This window comes from Streptomyces sp. NPDC059649, from assembly GCF_042734445.1.
Taxonomy (GTDB): domain Bacteria; phylum Actinomycetota; class Actinomycetes; order Streptomycetales; family Streptomycetaceae; genus Streptomyces.
On the sequence record NZ_JBHWDV010000028.1, the window covers coordinates 92,582 to 109,891 of the forward strand.

A 17,310-nucleotide genomic window follows, 5' to 3' on the forward strand; every position below is an offset into this window, starting at 1 on the left:
ACCAGCGAGGCGGGTTGGGCCCTGGCGCCGAGTGCGGCGCCAGGGCACAGCCGTGTGTGAGGACGGTCAGACCGCCTCCGGGAAGTGGCAGGCGACCTGGCGCGCGCTCCCGGACGGCCCGGGACCGCTCAGGACCGGGGCCTCGGTCCGGCAGACGGCCTGTGCCTTGGGGCAGCGCGGATGGAAGGTGCAGCCGGGCGGGGGCGCCGCCGGGCTCGGAGGATCGCCGAGCAGGGTGATGCGCTCCCGGACCCGTTCGGCGACCGGGTCGGGCAGCGGTACGGCGGACAGCAGCGCCCGGGTGTAGGGGTGCGCGGGAGCCGCGTAGACCCGTTCCTTCGGGCCGATCTCGACGATGCGGCCCAGGTACATCACGGCGACCCGGTCGCAGACCCGTTTGACCACGGACAGATCGTGCGCGATGAAGAGGTAGGCCAGCCCGAGTTCGCGCTGCAGGCGCTCCATGAGGTTGACGATCTGCGCCTGTACGGAGACGTCGAGCGCCGAGACCGGTTCGTCCGCGACGACCAGGCGCGGACTGGTGGCCAACGCCCGGGCGATGCCGATGCGTTGGGCCTGACCGCCGGAGAACTCGTGCGGATAGCGGTCGAGGTGCTCGGGGATCAGCCCGACCAGCTGCATCAGTTCGGCGGCCCGGTGCCGGGCGTCGACCGCCGAACCGCCCTGTGCCAGAAGGGGTTCGGCGATGATCCTGGCCACGGTCTGACGCGGGTTGAGGGAGGCGTGCGGGTCCTGGAAGACCATCTGGAGGTGGCGGCGCAGCGGGTGCAGTTCCCGCTGGCCGAGGTGGCTGATGTCGCGGCCGTCGAAGGTGATCGAGCCGCTCGTCGGCTCCAGGAGCCGCACGATCATCCGGCCGGTGGTGGACTTGCCGCAGCCCGACTCCCCGACCAGCCCGAGGGTTTCCCCCGCCGCCACCTCGAAGCTGACGCCGTCGACGGCCCGGACCGGGGCCGAGCGCCCCCGCTTGCCCGGGAAGGTCCGGGTCACCTCGCGTACGGACAAGAGCGGGGCCACCGCCCGGGAGGGCGAGCCGCCGGCGGCCGGGGGCGGGGACGTGCGGGGCGTCGTCATGGGGTGACCTTTCGGATCCGGTCCGGGCCCTCGGGCCGCGGGTGTTCCGGGGCGCCGGGTGCGGCGGCCGGGCCGAGCGACAGATGGCAGGCCACCGCGTGGCCGCCGGAGGAGACCAGGTGGGGCCGGTGCCGTGTGCAGCGCTCCCGGCTGTCCCAGTCGGCCGCCGCCGCCCGCGGGCAGCGGGGCGCGAACGCGCAGCCCGGTGTGGGGCTGAGCAGCGAGGGCGGACTGCCGGGGATCGCGCGCAACGGGGCGTCGTCGGCGTCGTCGAGCCGGGGCAGGGAATCGAGCAGGCCGCGCGTATAGGGGTGGGCGGGGGCGGCGAACAGGGCCTCCACCGGCGCCTGTTCGGCCGCCCGGCCGCCGTACATGACCAGGACCTCGTGGGCGACGCGGGCGACGACGCCGAGGTCATGGGTGATCATGACGATGGCGAGCGAGCGTTCCTCCTGGAGCCGGGCGAGCAGCTCCAGGATCTGGGCCTGGACGGTGACGTCCAGGGCGGTGGTGGGCTCGTCCGCGATGAGCAGTTCGGGCTCGCAGGCGAGGGCCATGGCGATCATCACCCGCTGCCGCATACCACCGGAGAACTGGTGCGGGTACTCGCCCGCCCGGCGCTCCGGCTCCGGGATCCCGACCTCGGCGAGCATCTCCACGGCCCGCCGTCGGGCGGCGGCGCGGCGGGAGCCGAAGTGCACCCGGTGGTGCTCGGCGATCTGCTCGCCGACCGTGTAGTAGGGGTGGAGGCTGGAGAGCGGGTCCTGGAAGACCATCGCCATCCTGCGGCCGCGGAGCCGGCTCAGCGCGCGTTCGGAGAGCCCGACCAGCTCCCGGCCCTCCAGGACGATCGAGCCGCTGACCTCGGCCCCGGTGTGCAGACCCAGCACGGCCATCGAGGTGACGGACTTGCCGGAGCCGGACTCGCCGACGATGCCGAGGGTACGGCCGCGGCGGACGTCGAAGGAGAGCGAGTCGACGGCGCGTACGGGGCCGTCCTTGGTGGTGAACGTCACCGCCAAGTCCCTTACGGACAGCAGGGGTTCGGTGTCGGTGGCCATCACAGCCTCACTCGGGGGTCGACGACGGCGTACAGGAGGTCGACGGCCAGGTTGGCGACGACGATGAAGGTGGCGGCGAGCAGGGTCACGCCGAGGATCACCGGCTGGTCACCGGTGGTCAGGGCGCCGTAGAAGAGCCGTCCGATGCCCGGGAGGCCGAAGAGCGACTCGGTGATCACCGCGCCGGCGAGCAGCCCGCCCAGGTCCATGCCGAAGAGCGTGAGCAGGGGCGTCATCCCCGCCCGCAGGCCGTGCTTGACGACCACGGAGCGGCGCGGCAGGCCCTTGGCGCGGGCCGTGCGGATGTACGGCTCCGCCATCGTCTCGATCATCGAACTGCGGCTCTGGCGTGCGTACATGGCCGCGTACAGGATGGCGAGCGCCAACCAGGGCAGCAGCAGGTTCGACGCCCAGTGCGCGGGGTCGTCGGCGAAGGACACGTAACGGGGGTACGGGAGCAGGCCGGCGACCCGGATGAGGCCGTAGATCAGCATCATCGACGTGAAGTAGACCGGCAGCGAGGCGGCGCCGACCGCCCCGACCATCAGGGCGCGGTCGACGAGGGTGTCCTTGCGGAGGGCCGCGACCACCCCGGCGCTCAGGCCGAGCACCAGCCACAGCACCGCCGCGCCCAGGGCGAGGGACGCGGACACCGGCAGCCGGTCCACCAGCAGGTCCCAGACGGCCTCGCTGTTCTCGTACGAGTAGCCCAGGCAGGGGAAGTGGCAGTGCAGGGTGTACCGGCCGCTGCCCATCGTGCGGCCGGTGAAGATTCCGGAGACGAAGTCCCAGAACTGCCGCCACACGGGCTCGTCGAGCCCCATGTGCGCCCGGATCGCCTCCAGGCGCTCGGCGCTGCACGACTTGCCGCAGGCCGCGGCCGCCGGGTCGGAGGGCAGGACGTAGAAGAGGGTGAAGGTGACCGCGGCGACGGCGATCAGCACTCCGACGACGGCGACCAGCCGCCGCAGGGTGTAGCGGATCATATGCGGCTTCCCCTCGGGTCGAGCACGTCGCGCAGGGCGTCGCCGAGCAGCGTGAACGCGAGCACGGTCAGGAACAGGCAGGCGCTCGGGATGACGAAGTACAGGGGATCGGTGTCGTAGAAGGAGACGCTCTCGGCGATCATCTGGCCCCAGGAGGGGGTGGGCGGCCGCACCCCGACGCCGAGGTAGCTCAGGGCCGCCTCGGTGGCGATCATCCCGGGGATGATCAGGGTGGTGTACGCGATGACGGGCCCGGCGACGCCCGGGAGGACGTCGCGGGTGAGGATCCGCCAGGGGCGGGAGCCGCCGACGCGGGCGGCGTCGACGTACTCGCGGTGCTTGAGGGAGAGGGTCTGGCCGCGCACCACACGGGCGACGCCGGGCCAGCCGAAGAGGCCGATGACGGCCGTCATCAGCAGGATCCGGTTGACGTCCTTGGCGACCGACATCATCGCGATCATGAAGATGAGGGAGGGAAAGGACATCGTGAGGTCCATCAGGCGGGAGAGCAGGGCGTCGGTACGGCCGCCGAAGTAGCCGGCCGCGATCCCGGCCGCCGTCCCGGTGACCACGACGATCGCGGTGGCCGTGAGGGCGATGAGCAGCGAGACCTGCGCGCCGTGCACGACCCGGGCGAACAGGTCGCGCCCGGTGACCGGTTCGACGCCCAGCCAGTGTTCGGCGGAGATCCCGCCGAGCGGTCCGAGGGGCGTGCCGCCGAGGTACGGATCGACGGCGGACTTGTCGAACGCCTCGGGCGACCAGCCGCCGAGTGCGCTGAGCAGCGGGGCCGCGGCCGCCATGAACAGGAACAGCCCGATGATGACGAGGGAGACCTTCACGGAGGCGCGGCGGCGCAGTTCGCGGCGGACCAGCTGCCCGGGGCGGCCGGGCGCGGTGGACCGGACGGCCGCCTCCGGGGCGAGCGGCTCGGGTGCGGGGGAGGACATGAGGGGTCTTCCTCTCCTCAAGACCGGCTCTTGGCGGGGTCTTTGAGACCGACGGAGGCGTAGTCCAGCTGGCCGCCGAAGGAGGTCTGGCCGTAGGCGCCGGCGATGTTGCCGCCGAGCACCAGGGGCCAGCGGCGCACCAGGACCGGGGCGGCGGGGGCCTTCGCCAGGATCTCGCCGTCGAGTTGACGCCATGCCCGGTCGGCCCGCCGGGCGTCGGTCATCGCGGCGATCTCGTCCATCCGCCGCATGGTCGGCCGGTCGCGGAAGAGCGAGTGGTTGCCGGAGTTGCCCTTCTCCTTGATGTACCGGCCGTCGAAGACGAACGGGAGGAACGTCGAGCCGGAGGGGTAGTCGGGGCACCATCCGGTGAGGACCAGATCGGTGCGGTTCCTGGTGTCGCCGATGGTGGCGTAGAACGCGGACGGGTCGACGGTGTTGATGGCGACCTTGATGCCGGCCCTGGCCAGGGACTGCTGGACGGCCTCGGCACGTCCCTTGTCGCCGGAGGACACGGTGATCTCCGTCGAGAAGCCGTCCGGCTTGCCCGCCTCCTTCAGCAGCTGCTTGGCCTTGGCCACGTCGCCGGTGGCCGGGATCTTCAGGGTGTCGGGCTGCTTGCCGCCGAAGAGCGAGGCGGGCATGTAGGCGGTGGACAGGTCGTTGAAGGCCGGGCCGCCGGAAGCGGTCAGCACCGAGTCCTTGTCGAGGGCGTACTGCACCGCCTGACGCACCCGCACGTCGGTGAAGGGCGCCCGCCCGGTGTGCATCTGGACCATGTCCGTGCAGTTCGTCGACTCCGCCAGCAGGCGGGCCCGGACATCCGCGCGCGGCAGCGCCTTGGCCGCGCTCTCCGGCCGCAGTGCGTACCAGGGGACGGCGGAGGCGTCCGGGCCCTGACCGGCGATGAGCCGGTCGTCGATCTGGTTGGCCTTCAGGCCCATCTCCACGACCAGCCGGTCCGGGTACGCCTTGCGCACCGGGTCGGTCGTGGCGTCCCAGTGCGGATTGCGGACCAGCACCAGCCGCTTGCCCCGCCCGTACGACTCGATCTTGTACGGCCCCGAGGAGAACGGCCGGTTGTCGTAGCGCGGTCCGTCGTCGCGGGCCGGGGGAACGGGCGCGAAGGTCGGCATCACGGTGACGTTGGGGAATTCCGCGAACGGTTTGCGCAGTGCGAAGACGATCGTGTGGTCGTCCGGCGTCGTGATCGACGCGAGGTGTCTGCCGTCCGCGGGGCCCTTGTACCCCTCCGCGCCGGCGAGGTAGCGGGCCGCGTAGTCGGCGCCGCCGGGCAGGTCGGGTGAGAAGGACCGCTCCACGTTGTACTTGATGTCCCGCGCGGTGACGGGTGTGCCGTCCTCGTACCGGACGCCCTTCTTGAGGTGGAAGGTCCAGGTCCGGGCGCCGTGGGACGGGGTGCCGAGGTCGGTGGCGAGGTCGGGGACGAGGGTGCCGCCCGCGGGGCCGGGCGCCGCCTTGTAGGTCACCAGGGTGCGGTAGAGCAGGCGGGTCCCGAAGTCCATGTCGCTCATGACCCAGTTGCGGGCCGGGTCGAGGTGGGTGAAGTCCTGGTTGGACAGGACGGTGAGGGTGCCGCCGCGCTTCGGGGTGCCGCCGACGACCTTTCCCTGGTTGACCAGGGCGGGGTTCTTGCCGCGGCTCCTGCCGTCCGCGGAGTCCTTGCCGCCGGTACAGCCGGTCGTGCCGAGGGCGAGGGCCGCCGCCAGTGTCAGGGCGGCGGTACGGGTGCGCTGGTTCATCAGTGGTCACTCCGTGAACAGTCGGACAGCCGTCGGGCTGGAAGGTGACCTGTAAAATAGTAATGTGAAATTGCACTGACAAGGTGTCGGCCGCCTCGTTACCCAGCTGTGCCCGAGGCGGACTGCCGCCGGGGGCGGCGCGTTTGCCCCGCAACCCGCTCTGCCCCTCTGCCACTCGCTCTGCGACCCGCACCGCAACCGAGGAGGAGAACCCATGACGGAAGCAGTTCCCACCGCTCCGCGGACCGTCAGCCATGACCTGCCCGTCACACCGGAGTTGGAACGGTTCCTGGCGAGCGGCTGGGCGGCGAGTCCGCTGCCGGAGGCCATCCGGCTGTCCGCCGCCGAGGTCACCCCGGCCCGCCGGCAGCGCCTCTCCGCCCGCTTCCCCGGCGAACGGCTGATCGTCCCCGCCGGTGAACTCACCGTCCGCTCCAACGACTGCGACCACCGCTTCCGGCCGCACAGCGCCTATGCCTGGCTCACCGGGCTGACCGGTGAGGACCAGGCCGGGCACGTCCTGGTCCTGGAGCCGGACGGACCGCACCGGCACGAAGCGGTGCTGTACGTTCGCCCCCGCTCACCGCGCACCGACAGCGGCTTCTGCCGGGACCGGCGCTACGGAGAGTTCTGGGTAGGCCGCCGCCCCGACCTCGCCGAGGCCGAGCGCATGACCGGCATCCGCTGCGCCCACCTGGACGGCCTCGCCGCCCTGCCACCGGGCCGTAACGCCACCGCTGACGCCGAACTGTCCTCCGCGCTCAGCGAGTTGCGGCTCGTCAAGGACGCCTGGGAGGTCGCGCAACTGCAGCTCGCCGTCGACCACACGACCACCGGGTTCGAGGACGTCGTCCGCAGCCTGCCGCGCGCCCTCGCCCACCCGCGCGGCGAGCGCTGGATCGAGGGCGTCTTCGGGCTGCGGGCCCGCGCGGAGGGCAACGGCACCGGCTACGAGACCATCGCGGCCAGCGGCGCCCACGCCTGTGTCCTGCACTGGATACGCAACGACGGCCCCCTGGACGCCCGCCAGTTGCTCCTGCTGGACGCCGGCGTGGAGACCGACACCCTCTACACCGCCGACATCACCCGCACCCTGCCGCTCTCCGGACGCTTCTCCCCGGTGCAGCGGCAGGTGTACGACCTGGTGCTCGCCGCCCAGGAGGCGGGTATCGGCGCGCTGAGGCCGGGTGCGCGGTTCCGTGACTTCCACCGCGCGGCGATGCGGGTGATCGCGGAGGGGCTCACCGAATGGGGCGTCCTGAAGAACCCGGAAGGCGACCTCCATCGCCGCTACACCCTCTGCAGCAGCGGGCACATGCTCGGGCTCGATGTGCACGACTGCGCCCAGGCGCGGGCCGAGGCCTATCTCGACGGGGTACTGACGGAAGGTCAGGTGCTCACGGTCGAACCGGGGCTCTACCTCCAGCCGGACGACGAGACGCTCCCGCCCGAACTGCGCGGCATCGGGGTACGGATCGAGGACGACCTGGTGATCACGGCGGACGGGGCGCGGCTGATGTCGGGCGCCCTGCCGCGGACACCGGATGCGGTGGAGGCCTGGATGGGGGAGCTGTTGGAGGGCTGAGGCCACCGGCCGTGCGAGGCCGTCCGGGCCGCAGGCAAGGGAAGGGGCGCGGAGGCGGGAGATCTCTTGGCAACGGCGGTGCAATGTGAAATATTACTGACGTGCCCACGAGAAACTCTCCGGATCTCATCGTCATCGGGGCGGGCGTGGTCGGCGCCGCCTGCGCCCACTACGCGGCCCGGCGGGGCCTGAGCGTCACCGTGCTCGACCGCGGCTCCGTCGCCGGCGGCACCACGGGCGCCGGCGAAGGCAACCTCCTGGTCTCCGACAAGGAACCCGGCCCCGAACTCGAACTCGCCCAGTACTCCACACAGTTGTGGCGCGAACTCGCCGAGGCGCTGCCGGCACGGATCGAGTACGAGGCCAAGGGCGGCCTGGTCGTCGCCTCCGACGACAACGGCCTGGCCGCCCTGCAGCGATTCGCCGCACGGCAGGCGGCGGCCGGCGTCACGACGGACGTCGTGCCGGGCGGGCGGCTCCGAGAGCTGGAGCCGCACCTCGCCCCCGGCCTCGCGGGCGGCGTCCACTACCCGCAGGACGCCCAGGTGCAGCCCGCCGTCGCCGCCGCCCACCTGCTGCGCGCGGCCGGCGACCGGGTGCGGCTCAGGCTCGGCGAGGAGGTCACCGACATCCTCACCGGCGCCCACGGCGAGGTGCGGGGCGTACGGACGCCGTCCGGTGAGCTGCATGCCCCGTACGTCGTGAACGCGGCGGGGACCTGGGGCGGTGAACTGGCCCGGCTCGCCGGCGTGGCGCTGCCGGTGCGGCCCCGGCGCGGCTTCGTGCTGGTCACCGAGCCGCTGCCGCGTCTGGTGCGGCGCAAGGTGTACGCCGCGGACTACGTCGCCGACGTCGCCAGCGACTCGGCCGCCCTGCAGACCTCCGCCGTCGTCGAGGGCACCCCGGCGGGCCCGGTCCTGATCGGCGCGAGCCGGGAACGGGTCGGATTCGACCGCTCGCTGTCCGTGGCCGCCCTGCGCCGCCTCGCCGGGCAGGCGGTACGGCTCTTCCCGGCCCTCGCCACGGTGCGGGCCGTACGGACGTACCCGGGCTTCCGCCCCTACCTGCCCGACCATCTGCCCGCGATCGGGTCCGACCCGCGCCGACCGGGGCTGCTGCACGCCTGCGGCCACGAAGGAGCGGGCATCGGCCTCGCCCCGGCCACCGGACGGATCATCGCGGAGATCCTGACCGACGGCGAACTCCCCCTGGACATCACACCGTTCAGGCCCGAGCGGTTCGACGGGGGAGAGGCGCCATGACCACCTCACCCGCCCCGCGTCGACCCCGCACCGACCTCCCGCGAAAGGAGCCGCGTCATGGCGCGTGACCGCAGCCCCGCCGAGCTCGTCGGCGCGGTGCCCGACACCGCCTTCGAGATCACCTTCGACGGCCGCCCGATCACCGCGCTGCCCGGCCAGTCCCTGGCCGCCGCGCTGTGGGCCGCCGGCATCCTCACCTGGCGCACCACCCGCGTCGGCGGCCGACCGCGCGGTGCCTTCTGCGGCATCGGGCACTGCTTCGACTGCCTCGCCACCATCAACGGGGAACCCAACCGCCGGGCCTGCCTGGTCCCGGCCCGGCCCGGCGACGCCGTCACGACCCAGGAGGGACACGGCCGTGCCGAACTCGCCGTCTGAGCACCCCCAGTACGATCTCGCGGTGATCGGGGCCGGCGCCGCGGGCCTCGCCGGTGCCGTCACCGCCGCCGAACTCGGCCTGTCCGTCGCCCTGCTGGACACCTCCGCACATCTCGGCGGGCAGTTCTACCGGCACCCCGCCCCGGCCCTCGGCGCCACCCGCCCCGAGGCCCTGCACCACGACTGGTCCACCTTCACCGGCCTGCGCCGCCGGCTGGCCGACAGCAGCGTGACCCACCTCGCCGGTCACCACGTCTGGACCGTCGTCCGCGCGGAGACCACGGACCTGTGGGACGTGCACGCCGTCACCGGAGCGGACGGCGACGGGGAGCGCCCGGTCCGGGTGCGGGCCCGTGCGGTGCTGCTCGCGACCGGTGCGTACGAGCGGCAACTACCCTTTCCCGGCTGGACGTTGCCGGGCGTGGTGGGTGCCGGGGGAGCGCAGGCGATGCTGAAGTCCGGCCTGGTGCTGCCCGGGCGGCACGTCGTGGTGGCGGGCAGCGGTCCACTGCTGCTGGCCGTCGCCGCCTCGCTCGCCAAGGCGGGGGCCCACGTTCCGGCGGTGGTGGAGGCGTCCGGCTACCTCGGCTACGCCCGTCACCCCCGTGTCCTCGCCGCCAACGCACACAAGATGGCGGAGGCGGCGGTGCACGGCACGGCGCTGCTGCGGCACGGGGTGCGGCTGCGCACCCGCAGCGCGGTGACCCAGGTGCACGGGTCCGACCGGGTGGAGGCCGTCACGGTCTCCCGGCTCGACCACGACTGGCGGCCGGTACGGGGGTCCGGCCGCCGCATCGTCTGCGACGCCCTGGCGGTCGGCTTCGGCCTCGTCCCGCAGCTCGAACTCGCCACCGGCCTGGGCTGTGCCACCCGGCGCACCCAGGACGGCAGCCACGCCCTCGCCCTGGACGCACAGCAGGAGACCTCGGTACCCGGCGTGTGGGCGGCGGGCGAGACGGGCGGCATCGGCGGCGTACAACTCGCCGGTGTGGAAGGCGAGTTGGCGGGCATCGCGATCGCGGCCCGGCTGGGCGGGCGGCCCGCGCTCACCGGAAGCGGGCGGGTGCGTGCACTGCGCCGCCGGCGCGACCGGATGCGGGCCTTCGCGTCCGTGATGGCCGCGGCCCACGCCCCCGGCCGCGGCTGGAGCCGGTGGCTCGACGACACCACGAACGTCTGCCGCTGCGAGGAGGTCGGCGCGGGTCGCATCCGCGAGGCGGTCACCGATTACGGCGCCCGGGACGCCCGCACCGTCAAGCTCCTCACCCGCGCCGGGATGGGCTGGTGCCAGGGCCGGATGTGCGGCACGGCCGTGGCCTGCCTGGCCGCGGAGGGCGAGGGGGCACAGCTGCCGCCGTCCCCGGAGCGCCGCCCACTGGCCGTACCGGTCCGGCTGGAGGCGCTCGCCGCCCTCGCCGAACCGGCCGCACCGGAAGCCGGCGATCCGGCGGACGGCGCCGATCCGGAACAGCGAGCCGGCGACTGACGGACGCCCCGCGCCCGCGACACCGCGCACCACCTCGTACCAGCCCCACCCGCCACAGAACCCGTCCACACGGAACCCGTCCACACGGAACCCGTCCACCGAGACCCACCACAGAAGGGCTCCCGCATGACCACCGCCTCCTCCGCCACGACCTGGAGCGCCGAACGCCCCTGGCGCGGCATCATGGTCGCCACCGCCCTCCCCCTGCGCGCCGACCGGTCCGTCGACCACGACGCGTACGCCGCACACGTCCGCTGGCTCCTCGACAACGGCTGCGACGGCGTCGTCCCCAACGGCTCCCTGGGCGAGTACCAGACCCTGACCGACGAGGAACGCGCCCGGGTGGTGCGCACCGCCGTCGCGGCCGCCGGCGACGGTGCCCGGGTGATGCCCGGAGTGTCCGCTTACGGCAGTGCCGAGGCGCGCCGCTGGGCCGAGCACGCCGCCGAAGAGGGCTGCGGCAGCGTCCTGTTGCTGCCGCCCAACGCCTACCGCGCCGACGAGTCCGCCGTACGGGACCACTACGCCGAGGTCGCACGGGCCGGCCTGCCGATCGTGGGCTACAACAACCCCATCGACACCAAGGTCGACCTGACCCCCGCGCTCCTCGCCCGCCTCCACGGCGAGGGCAGCATCGTCGCGGTCAAGGAGTTCACCGGCGATGTCCGCCGGGCCTACGAACTGGCCGAACTCGCCCCGGAGTTGGACCTGTTGATCGGCGCGGACGACGTGCTCCTGGAGCTCGCGCTGGCCGGCGCCGTCGGCTGGATCGCCGGCTACCCCAACGCCTTCCCCACCGCCTGCGCCGAGCTCTACCGTGCCGCCGTGGCCCACGACCTGGACACCGCCCTGCCGCTGTACCGGTCCCTGCACGCCCTGCTGCGCTGGGACTCCAAGACCGAGTTCGTACAGGCCATCAAGCTGTCCATGGACCTCGTCGGCCGCCCCGGAGGCCCCACCCGGCCGCCGCGCATGCCGCTGTCCACCACCGTCGAGACCGAGGTGCGGGCCGCCACCGAGAAGGCCCTCGCCGCCGGCCACCGCTGACCGGAGGAGACCATGCGCACCCGCCACGTCTTCCACGCCGTCGACTCCCACACCGAAGGCATGCCCACCCGCGTGATCACCGGCGGCGTCGGGGTGATCCCCGGCACCACCATGGCCGAGCGCCGGCTGCACTTCATCGAGCACCTGGACCACCTGCGCACCCTGCTCATGTACGAACCGCGGGGTCACGCCTCCATGAGCGGCGCCATCCTGCAGCCCCCGACCCGGCCCGACGCCGACTACGGCGTGCTGTTCATCGAGGTCTCCGGCCTCCTGCCGATGTGCGGACACGGCACCATCGGGGTCGCCACCGTCCTCGTCGAGACCGGCATGGTCGAGGTCACCGAGCCCGTGACCACCGTCCGCCTCGACACCCCCGCCGGCCTGATCAGCGTCGATGTGCAGGTCGAGGACGGCCGGGCGGAGGCCGTCACGCTCACCAACGTGCCCGCCTTCTGCGTCGGCCTCGACCTCACGACGGACGTACCGGGCCACGGCACGGTGACGTACGACCTCGCCTTCGGCGGGAACTTCTACGCCTTCGTCGACCTCGACGCCCTGGGGCTGCCGTTCGACCGCGCCCGCAAGGACGATCTGCTCGCCGCCGGGCTCGCCCTCATGGACGCGATCAACGCCTCGCCCCACCGGCCCGTCCACCCGACCCGGCCGGAGATCGCGGGCGTCAAACACGTCTACCTCGCCGCCCCGGGCGCGGACGCCCACCACTCCCGGCACGCCATGGCCATCCACCCGGGCTGGTTCGACCGCTCGCCGTGCGGCACCGGCACCAGTGCGCGGATGGCCCAGCTGCACGCCCGCGGCGCGCTGCCCCTGCACCGCGACTTCGTCAACGAGTCCTTCATCGGCACCCGGTTCACCGGGCGGCTCATCGAGGAGACGGAGATCGGCGGGGTGCCCGCCGTCGTACCGCGCATCACCGGGCGGGCCTGGATCACCGGCACCGCCCAGTACTTCCTGGACCCCGACGACCCCTTCCCCGGAGGTTTCCTCCTGTGAGCACCGCCCTGGCCCCGGTTGTCTCCCGCAATCCCGCCGACCCCTCCGACGTGGTCGTGGAGACCCCCGCGACCGGCGCGTTCGCCGCCGCCGACGCCGTCGAACGCGCCCGCACCGCACAGCCCGGCTGGCTGCTCGGCGGCGCGGCCGCCCGCTCGGCCGCCCTCGGCGCGATCGCCGCGGCCGTCGAGGCGGCCGCGGACGAACTGACCGCGCTCGCCGTACGCGAGGTGGGCAAACCCGTCACCGAAGCCCGCGCCGAGGTGGCCCGCACCGCCGCGATCTGGCGCTACTACGCCCAGGCCCCGTACGACCCCACCGGCGCCGTCCACGAGCCGGCCGCCGGCCCCGGACTGCTGCTCACCCGCCGCCGTCCGCACGGCGTCGCCGGCCTGATCACCCCCTGGAACTTCCCGTTCGCGATCCCCACCTGGAAGGCGGCTCCCGCGCTCGCGGCCGGCAACGCGGTCGTCCTGAAACCCGCGCCCGAAGCCACCGCCTGCGCGCTGCGCCTGGCCGAACTCGTCCAACAGGCCCTGCCCGCCGGGGTGTTCACGGTGCTGCCCGGCGGTGCCACCGAGGGTGACGCCGTCGTCTCGGCCGCCGACGTCCTCTCCTTCACCGGCTCCACCGCGGTCGGCCGGGCCGTCGCACAAACCGCCACCGCCCGAGGTGTCCCCGTACAGGCGGAGATGGGCGGGCTGAACGCGGCGATCGTCCTGCCGGACGCCGACATGGACACCGCGGCCGCACACCTCGCCGCCGCGATCGCCGGATACGCCGGCCAGAAGTGCACCGCCACCAGCCGGGTGATCGCCGTCGGCGCGGCCCTCGCGCCGCTGCGCGAGGCACTGGCCGCACACCTACGGGCCCTGCCGGTCGGCGCCCCCACCGACCCCGCCACCGTCTGCGGCCCCCTCATCACCGAGCAGGCCCGCAGCCGCGTGGTCGAGGCCCGCCGGGGCCTGTCCGCACTCGTGGGCACCCCCGGGCCCGTCCCGGACGACGGCTGGTACGCGGCGCCGGCCCTGCTGGAGAACGTCCCCGCCGACCACCCGCTCCTGCGGGAAGAGACCTTCGGCCCGGTCGCCGTACTGCTCGGCGCCGACGACCTGGACGGGGCGGTGCGGATGACCAACTCCGTTCCGTACGGCCTGGTCACCTCGGTGCACACGGCGTCCCTCGACACCGCACTGCACGGACTCGACCGGCTCGACACCGGCATGATCCGGATCAACGCCCCTTCCACCGGCGTCGACTTCCACCTGCCGTTCGGCGGCACCAAGGCATCCAGCCACGGACCACGCGAACAGGGCCGCGCCGCCCTGGACTTCTACACCTCGACCCGCACCTACACCCTCGCCCCCACACACCCGTAGCCACCTGCGAAAACAACGTGACATTGTACGCTGGTGATCCGCTCGGCCACGAGGGACAAGGGCACGAAGGGAAACACCACGACATGGGCCACCTCACGCAGCGCAATCTCAACACCACCAGGGAGCGCCTGCGCGACCAGGTCGCCCACCACCTGCGGGCAGCCCTGATCTCGGGCGAACTCCGCCCCGGCGAGGTCTACTCGGCACCCGGCCTCGCGGAGGACTTCGGCATCTCCGCGACGCCGGTGCGCGAGGCGATGCTCGACCTGGCCCGCGAAGGTCTGGTCGAGCCCGTCCGCAACAAGGGATTCCGGGTCACCGAGGTCAACGAGCGCGACCTCGACCAGTACACCGAGATCCGCACCCTCATCGAGGTCCCCATGATCGGCCGCATCACCCGCAGCGCGTCCCGCGAGGAGCTGGAGGCGCTGCGCCCGGTCGCCGAGGAGATCGTGCGCGCCGCCCGCGACCACGACCTCATCGGCTACCTCGACGCCGACCGCCAGTTCCACCTCTCCCTCCTCGCGCTCACCGGGAACGACCGGCTCGTGGAGACCGTCGGCGACCTGCGCAAGCGCTCCCGCCTGTACGGCCTGACCGCCCTGGACGAACGCGACCAGCTGCTCCCCTCGGCCGAGGAGCACATCGAACTCCTCGACCTGATGGTGGCCGGGAACGCCAAGGCCGCCGAGAAGTGCATGGCCCGCCATCTGAGCCATGTGCGCTCCCTGTGGGCGGAGAGCGCCCAGGAGCACACCCCCGCCCGGCGCGGCCGCACCGCCCGCCTGAACTCCCGCTGACGACAGGGACGACGACAGGGACGACGCCCGGGGCGTGCCGGGCGGTGCACAACACGGTGTGATGACCGAGCGGGAGTTCCCCCGGCGCGGCGGCGACCACAGACTGTCCCAGGTCCGTCACACCACACCAGACCGCACCGCACCCCACCCACGCGCCCGGGAAGGGCTTCATGAACCCTGCACACACCACCGTCGACCACACCTTCACCGTCCCCCTGGACCACGCCGACCCCGGCGGCGAGACCCTCCGCATCTTCGCCCGCGAGATCACCGACCGCTCCCGCGCCGGCGAGCAACTGCCCTGGCTGCTGTATCTGCAGGGCGGCCCCGGGGGCAAGTCCCCACGCCCGTCGGGTACCTCGCCCGGCTGGCTGGCCCACGCGCTGACCACACACCGCGTCCTCCTCCTCGACCAGAGGGGCACCGGCCGCTCCAGCCCGGTCACCGCACGGGCCGCCGCGCGCTTCCGTGATGCGGCCCAACTCGCCGCGTATCTGGGCAACTTCAGGGCGGACTCGATCGTCGCCGACGCCGAGCTGATCCGCCACACACTGTGCGGCGGGGAGCCCTGGGAGACACTCGGCCAGAGCTACGGCGGCTTCCTCACCCTCACCTACCTCTCCCAGGCCCCCGAAGGCCTCCGGGCCTGCTACGTCGCCGGCGGCCTTCCCGGCCTCACGGCCACCGCCGACGACGTGTACGCCCGTACCTATCCACGGGTCCGCGAGCGGGTCCACGAGTTCTACGCCCGCTACCCGGACGACGCCCGATGCCTGCGCCAGGTGGCCGATCTGCTCACCGCACAGGACATCCGCCTGCCCGACGGCGACCGGCTCACCGTCCGCCGGCTGCGCACCCTCGGCCTGCTGCTCGGCATGGGCGACGGCTTCGAGCGCCTGCACTGGCTGCTCGACGAAGCGCTGGACGGCGACGGCGGACTGACCGACACCTTCCGGTACCAGGTGATGGCCCTGACCGGCTTCACCGACAACCCGCTCTACGCCGTCCTCCAGGAAACCCTGTACGGCCAGGGCGCCGGCCCCACCGGCTGGGCGGCCTCCCGTACCCTCGCCGACTTCCCCGAATTCACCGAGGCCGCGGACCCCCTGCTGCTCACCGGCGAGATGATCTACCCCTGGATGTTCGACGACATCCGCGGGCTCCGTCCCTTCGCGCAGGCCGCCGACCTGCTCGCCCGGCGCACCGACTGGCCGCCCCTGTACGACCCGGACCGCCTCGCCGCCAACCGGGTCCCGCTCGCCGCGGTCGTCTACCACGACGACATGTACGTGGATGCGGGCCTGTCCCTGGACACCGCCCGCACCATCGGCGCCGCACGTGCCTGGGTCACCAACGAGTGGGAACACGACGGCCTCACCGCCTCCGGCGACCGGGTCCTCGCCCGCCTGATGGACCTGGCCGCGGGCCGCGCCTGACCTCGCCCCTCCGGGCCCTCTGTCTTTCGGCAGAGGCGGGTCGCCCTCCCCAACCAGGGAGCGGAGGCCACCCGCCGACGACCCTGCGTCGATGCTCTGACCACGCTGCGAAGTACCGCCCCCGTGACGGAACCGCGGCGTTGGTCGGATCATCTCACTGGACGTCCCGATAGAGGACTTCTGGGTAATAAACGCGATTGGTTCAGTTATGCGGGAATTCAGCCGAAGGGGCATGCTCGGCCTCGGAGTGGGCGCGGCAGCGGCGCTGTCCGTTGCGGGCTGCTCCTCCGCCGGGTCGTCGGTATACAGCCACGAGAACGCCGAGCCCGGGCAGGGCAGCCGGGGGAAGCCGATAGGCGACGGGTCCACCGCCCACACCGGAAAGCAGCCGAAGCAGCCGCCCAGGCCGGAGCGGCTGGAGCCGGGGCAGAAGCCTCCGCAGTTCGTCGTCTTCTCCTGGGACGGAGCAGGCGAGGTCGGCAACGGTCTCTTCCCCCGGTTCCGCAAACTCGCCCGGGATCACAATGCCTCGATGACGTTCTTCCTTTCCGGGCTGTATCTGTTGCCCGAGTCGAAGAAGCGCCTGTACCGGCCGCCGAACAATCCGGTCGGGGCCTCCGCCATCGGCTATCTCGCCGATGACCACATCCGGGCGACGTTGAAGAATGTGCGGGCGGCGTGGCTGGAGGGCCATGAGATAGGCACGCACTTCAATGGGCATTTCTGCGGTGAGAGCAGCGGCTCGGTGAAGCACTGGACGCCCGCGCAGTGGGACGACGAGATCGAGCAGGCGGTGTCGTTCGTCACCAAGTGGCGTACGAATACCGGCTTCACCGATCTGGAGCCGCTGCCCTTCGATTACGGCAAGGAGCTGGTCGGCGGCCGTACGCCGTGTCTGCTGGGCCAGGACAATCTGCTGCCGACGGCGCGCAAGCGCGGCTGGCGGTACGACGCCAGCTCGCCCGGCGGCCTCCAGGTCTGGCCGGACAAGAAGCAGGGTCTGTGGAACTTCCCCCTCCAGCAGATGCCGTTCCCCGGCCACTCCTTCGAGGTGCTCTCGATGGA

Annotated in this window: 15 protein-coding genes; 10 read left to right on the plus strand and 5 right to left on the minus strand. The window is 72.7% G+C overall.

Annotation, left to right across the window (positions count from 1 at the left end):
- Positions 1 to 66: 66 nt before the first annotated feature.
- From ACFV1J_RS25990 to ACFV1J_RS26010, 5 genes are all read right to left on the minus strand, one after another.
- Positions 67 to 1,095: an ABC transporter ATP-binding protein gene (locus ACFV1J_RS25990; RefSeq protein ID WP_385861815.1), complete on the minus strand. Its 1,029-nt coding sequence runs from the start codon at positions 1,093 to 1,095 to the stop codon at positions 67 to 69.
- Positions 1,092 to 2,156 (minus strand): ABC transporter ATP-binding protein, encoded by a 1,065-nt coding sequence (locus ACFV1J_RS25995; protein ID WP_385861820.1) that lies wholly within the window; start codon positions 2,154 to 2,156, stop codon positions 1,092 to 1,094. The genes ACFV1J_RS25990 and ACFV1J_RS25995 overlap by 4 nt, the downstream gene beginning before the upstream one ends.
- Positions 2,156 to 3,142, minus strand: coding sequence for an ABC transporter permease (locus tag ACFV1J_RS26000; protein ID WP_385861821.1), 987 nt, complete (start codon positions 3,140 to 3,142; stop codon positions 2,156 to 2,158). Before ACFV1J_RS26000 ends, ACFV1J_RS25995 begins: the two co-directional genes overlap by 1 nt.
- A complete protein-coding gene (locus ACFV1J_RS26005) occupies positions 3,139 to 3,945 on the minus strand; it encodes an ABC transporter permease (protein WP_385861852.1) in 807 nt (268 codons plus the stop codon). The genes ACFV1J_RS26000 and ACFV1J_RS26005 overlap by 4 nt, the downstream gene beginning before the upstream one ends.
- Before the next feature lie 164 nt (positions 3,946 to 4,109).
- A complete protein-coding gene (locus ACFV1J_RS26010; RefSeq protein ID WP_385861823.1) occupies positions 4,110 to 5,855 on the minus strand; it encodes an ABC transporter substrate-binding protein in 1,746 nt (581 codons plus the stop codon).
- A gap of 214 nt (positions 5,856 to 6,069) precedes the next feature.
- Between ACFV1J_RS26010 and ACFV1J_RS26015 the strand changes: the two genes are divergently transcribed.
- The 10 genes from ACFV1J_RS26015 to ACFV1J_RS26060 form a co-directional block, all read left to right on the plus strand.
- On the plus strand, positions 6,070 to 7,440 hold the full coding sequence (locus ACFV1J_RS26015; protein ID WP_385861825.1) for an aminopeptidase P family protein: 1,371 nt from the start codon (positions 6,070 to 6,072) through the stop codon (positions 7,438 to 7,440).
- A 101-nt stretch (positions 7,441 to 7,541) separates the two neighbouring features.
- The gene (locus ACFV1J_RS26020; protein ID WP_385861828.1) at positions 7,542 to 8,702 is read left to right on the plus strand and encodes an NAD(P)/FAD-dependent oxidoreductase; all 1,161 of its coding nucleotides are present in this window, start codon (positions 7,542 to 7,544) and stop codon (positions 8,700 to 8,702) included.
- A gap of 57 nt (positions 8,703 to 8,759) precedes the next feature.
- Entirely contained in the window at positions 8,760 to 9,080 is a 321-nt protein-coding gene (locus ACFV1J_RS26025) for a (2Fe-2S)-binding protein (RefSeq protein ID WP_385861830.1), read from the plus strand.
- Positions 9,061 to 10,566, plus strand: coding sequence for an NAD(P)/FAD-dependent oxidoreductase (locus ACFV1J_RS26030; protein ID WP_385861831.1), 1,506 nt, complete (start codon positions 9,061 to 9,063; stop codon positions 10,564 to 10,566). Before ACFV1J_RS26025 ends, ACFV1J_RS26030 begins: the two co-directional genes overlap by 20 nt.
- A gap of 126 nt (positions 10,567 to 10,692) precedes the next feature.
- Positions 10,693 to 11,613 (plus strand): dihydrodipicolinate synthase family protein, encoded by a 921-nt coding sequence (locus ACFV1J_RS26035; RefSeq protein ID WP_385861834.1) that lies wholly within the window; start codon positions 10,693 to 10,695, stop codon positions 11,611 to 11,613.
- Between the two features lie 12 nt (positions 11,614 to 11,625).
- Complete coding sequence (locus tag ACFV1J_RS26040; protein WP_385861836.1) at positions 11,626 to 12,630, plus strand: proline racemase family protein; 1,005 nt, start codon at positions 11,626 to 11,628, stop codon at positions 12,628 to 12,630.
- Positions 12,627 to 14,009 (plus strand): aldehyde dehydrogenase family protein, encoded by a 1,383-nt coding sequence (locus ACFV1J_RS26045; protein ID WP_385861837.1) that lies wholly within the window; start codon positions 12,627 to 12,629, stop codon positions 14,007 to 14,009. The genes ACFV1J_RS26040 and ACFV1J_RS26045 overlap by 4 nt, the downstream gene beginning before the upstream one ends.
- 83 nt (positions 14,010 to 14,092) lie before the next feature.
- A complete protein-coding gene (locus ACFV1J_RS26050; protein ID WP_385861839.1) occupies positions 14,093 to 14,809 on the plus strand; it encodes a GntR family transcriptional regulator in 717 nt (238 codons plus the stop codon).
- Between the two features lie 170 nt (positions 14,810 to 14,979).
- The gene (locus tag ACFV1J_RS26055; RefSeq protein WP_385861841.1) at positions 14,980 to 16,245 is read left to right on the plus strand and encodes an alpha/beta fold hydrolase; all 1,266 of its coding nucleotides are present in this window, start codon (positions 14,980 to 14,982) and stop codon (positions 16,243 to 16,245) included.
- Positions 16,246 to 16,453: 208 nt separating this feature from the next.
- A partial coding sequence (locus ACFV1J_RS26060; protein WP_385861842.1) for a hypothetical protein occupies positions 16,454 to 17,310 on the plus strand: 857 nt, incomplete at its 3' end.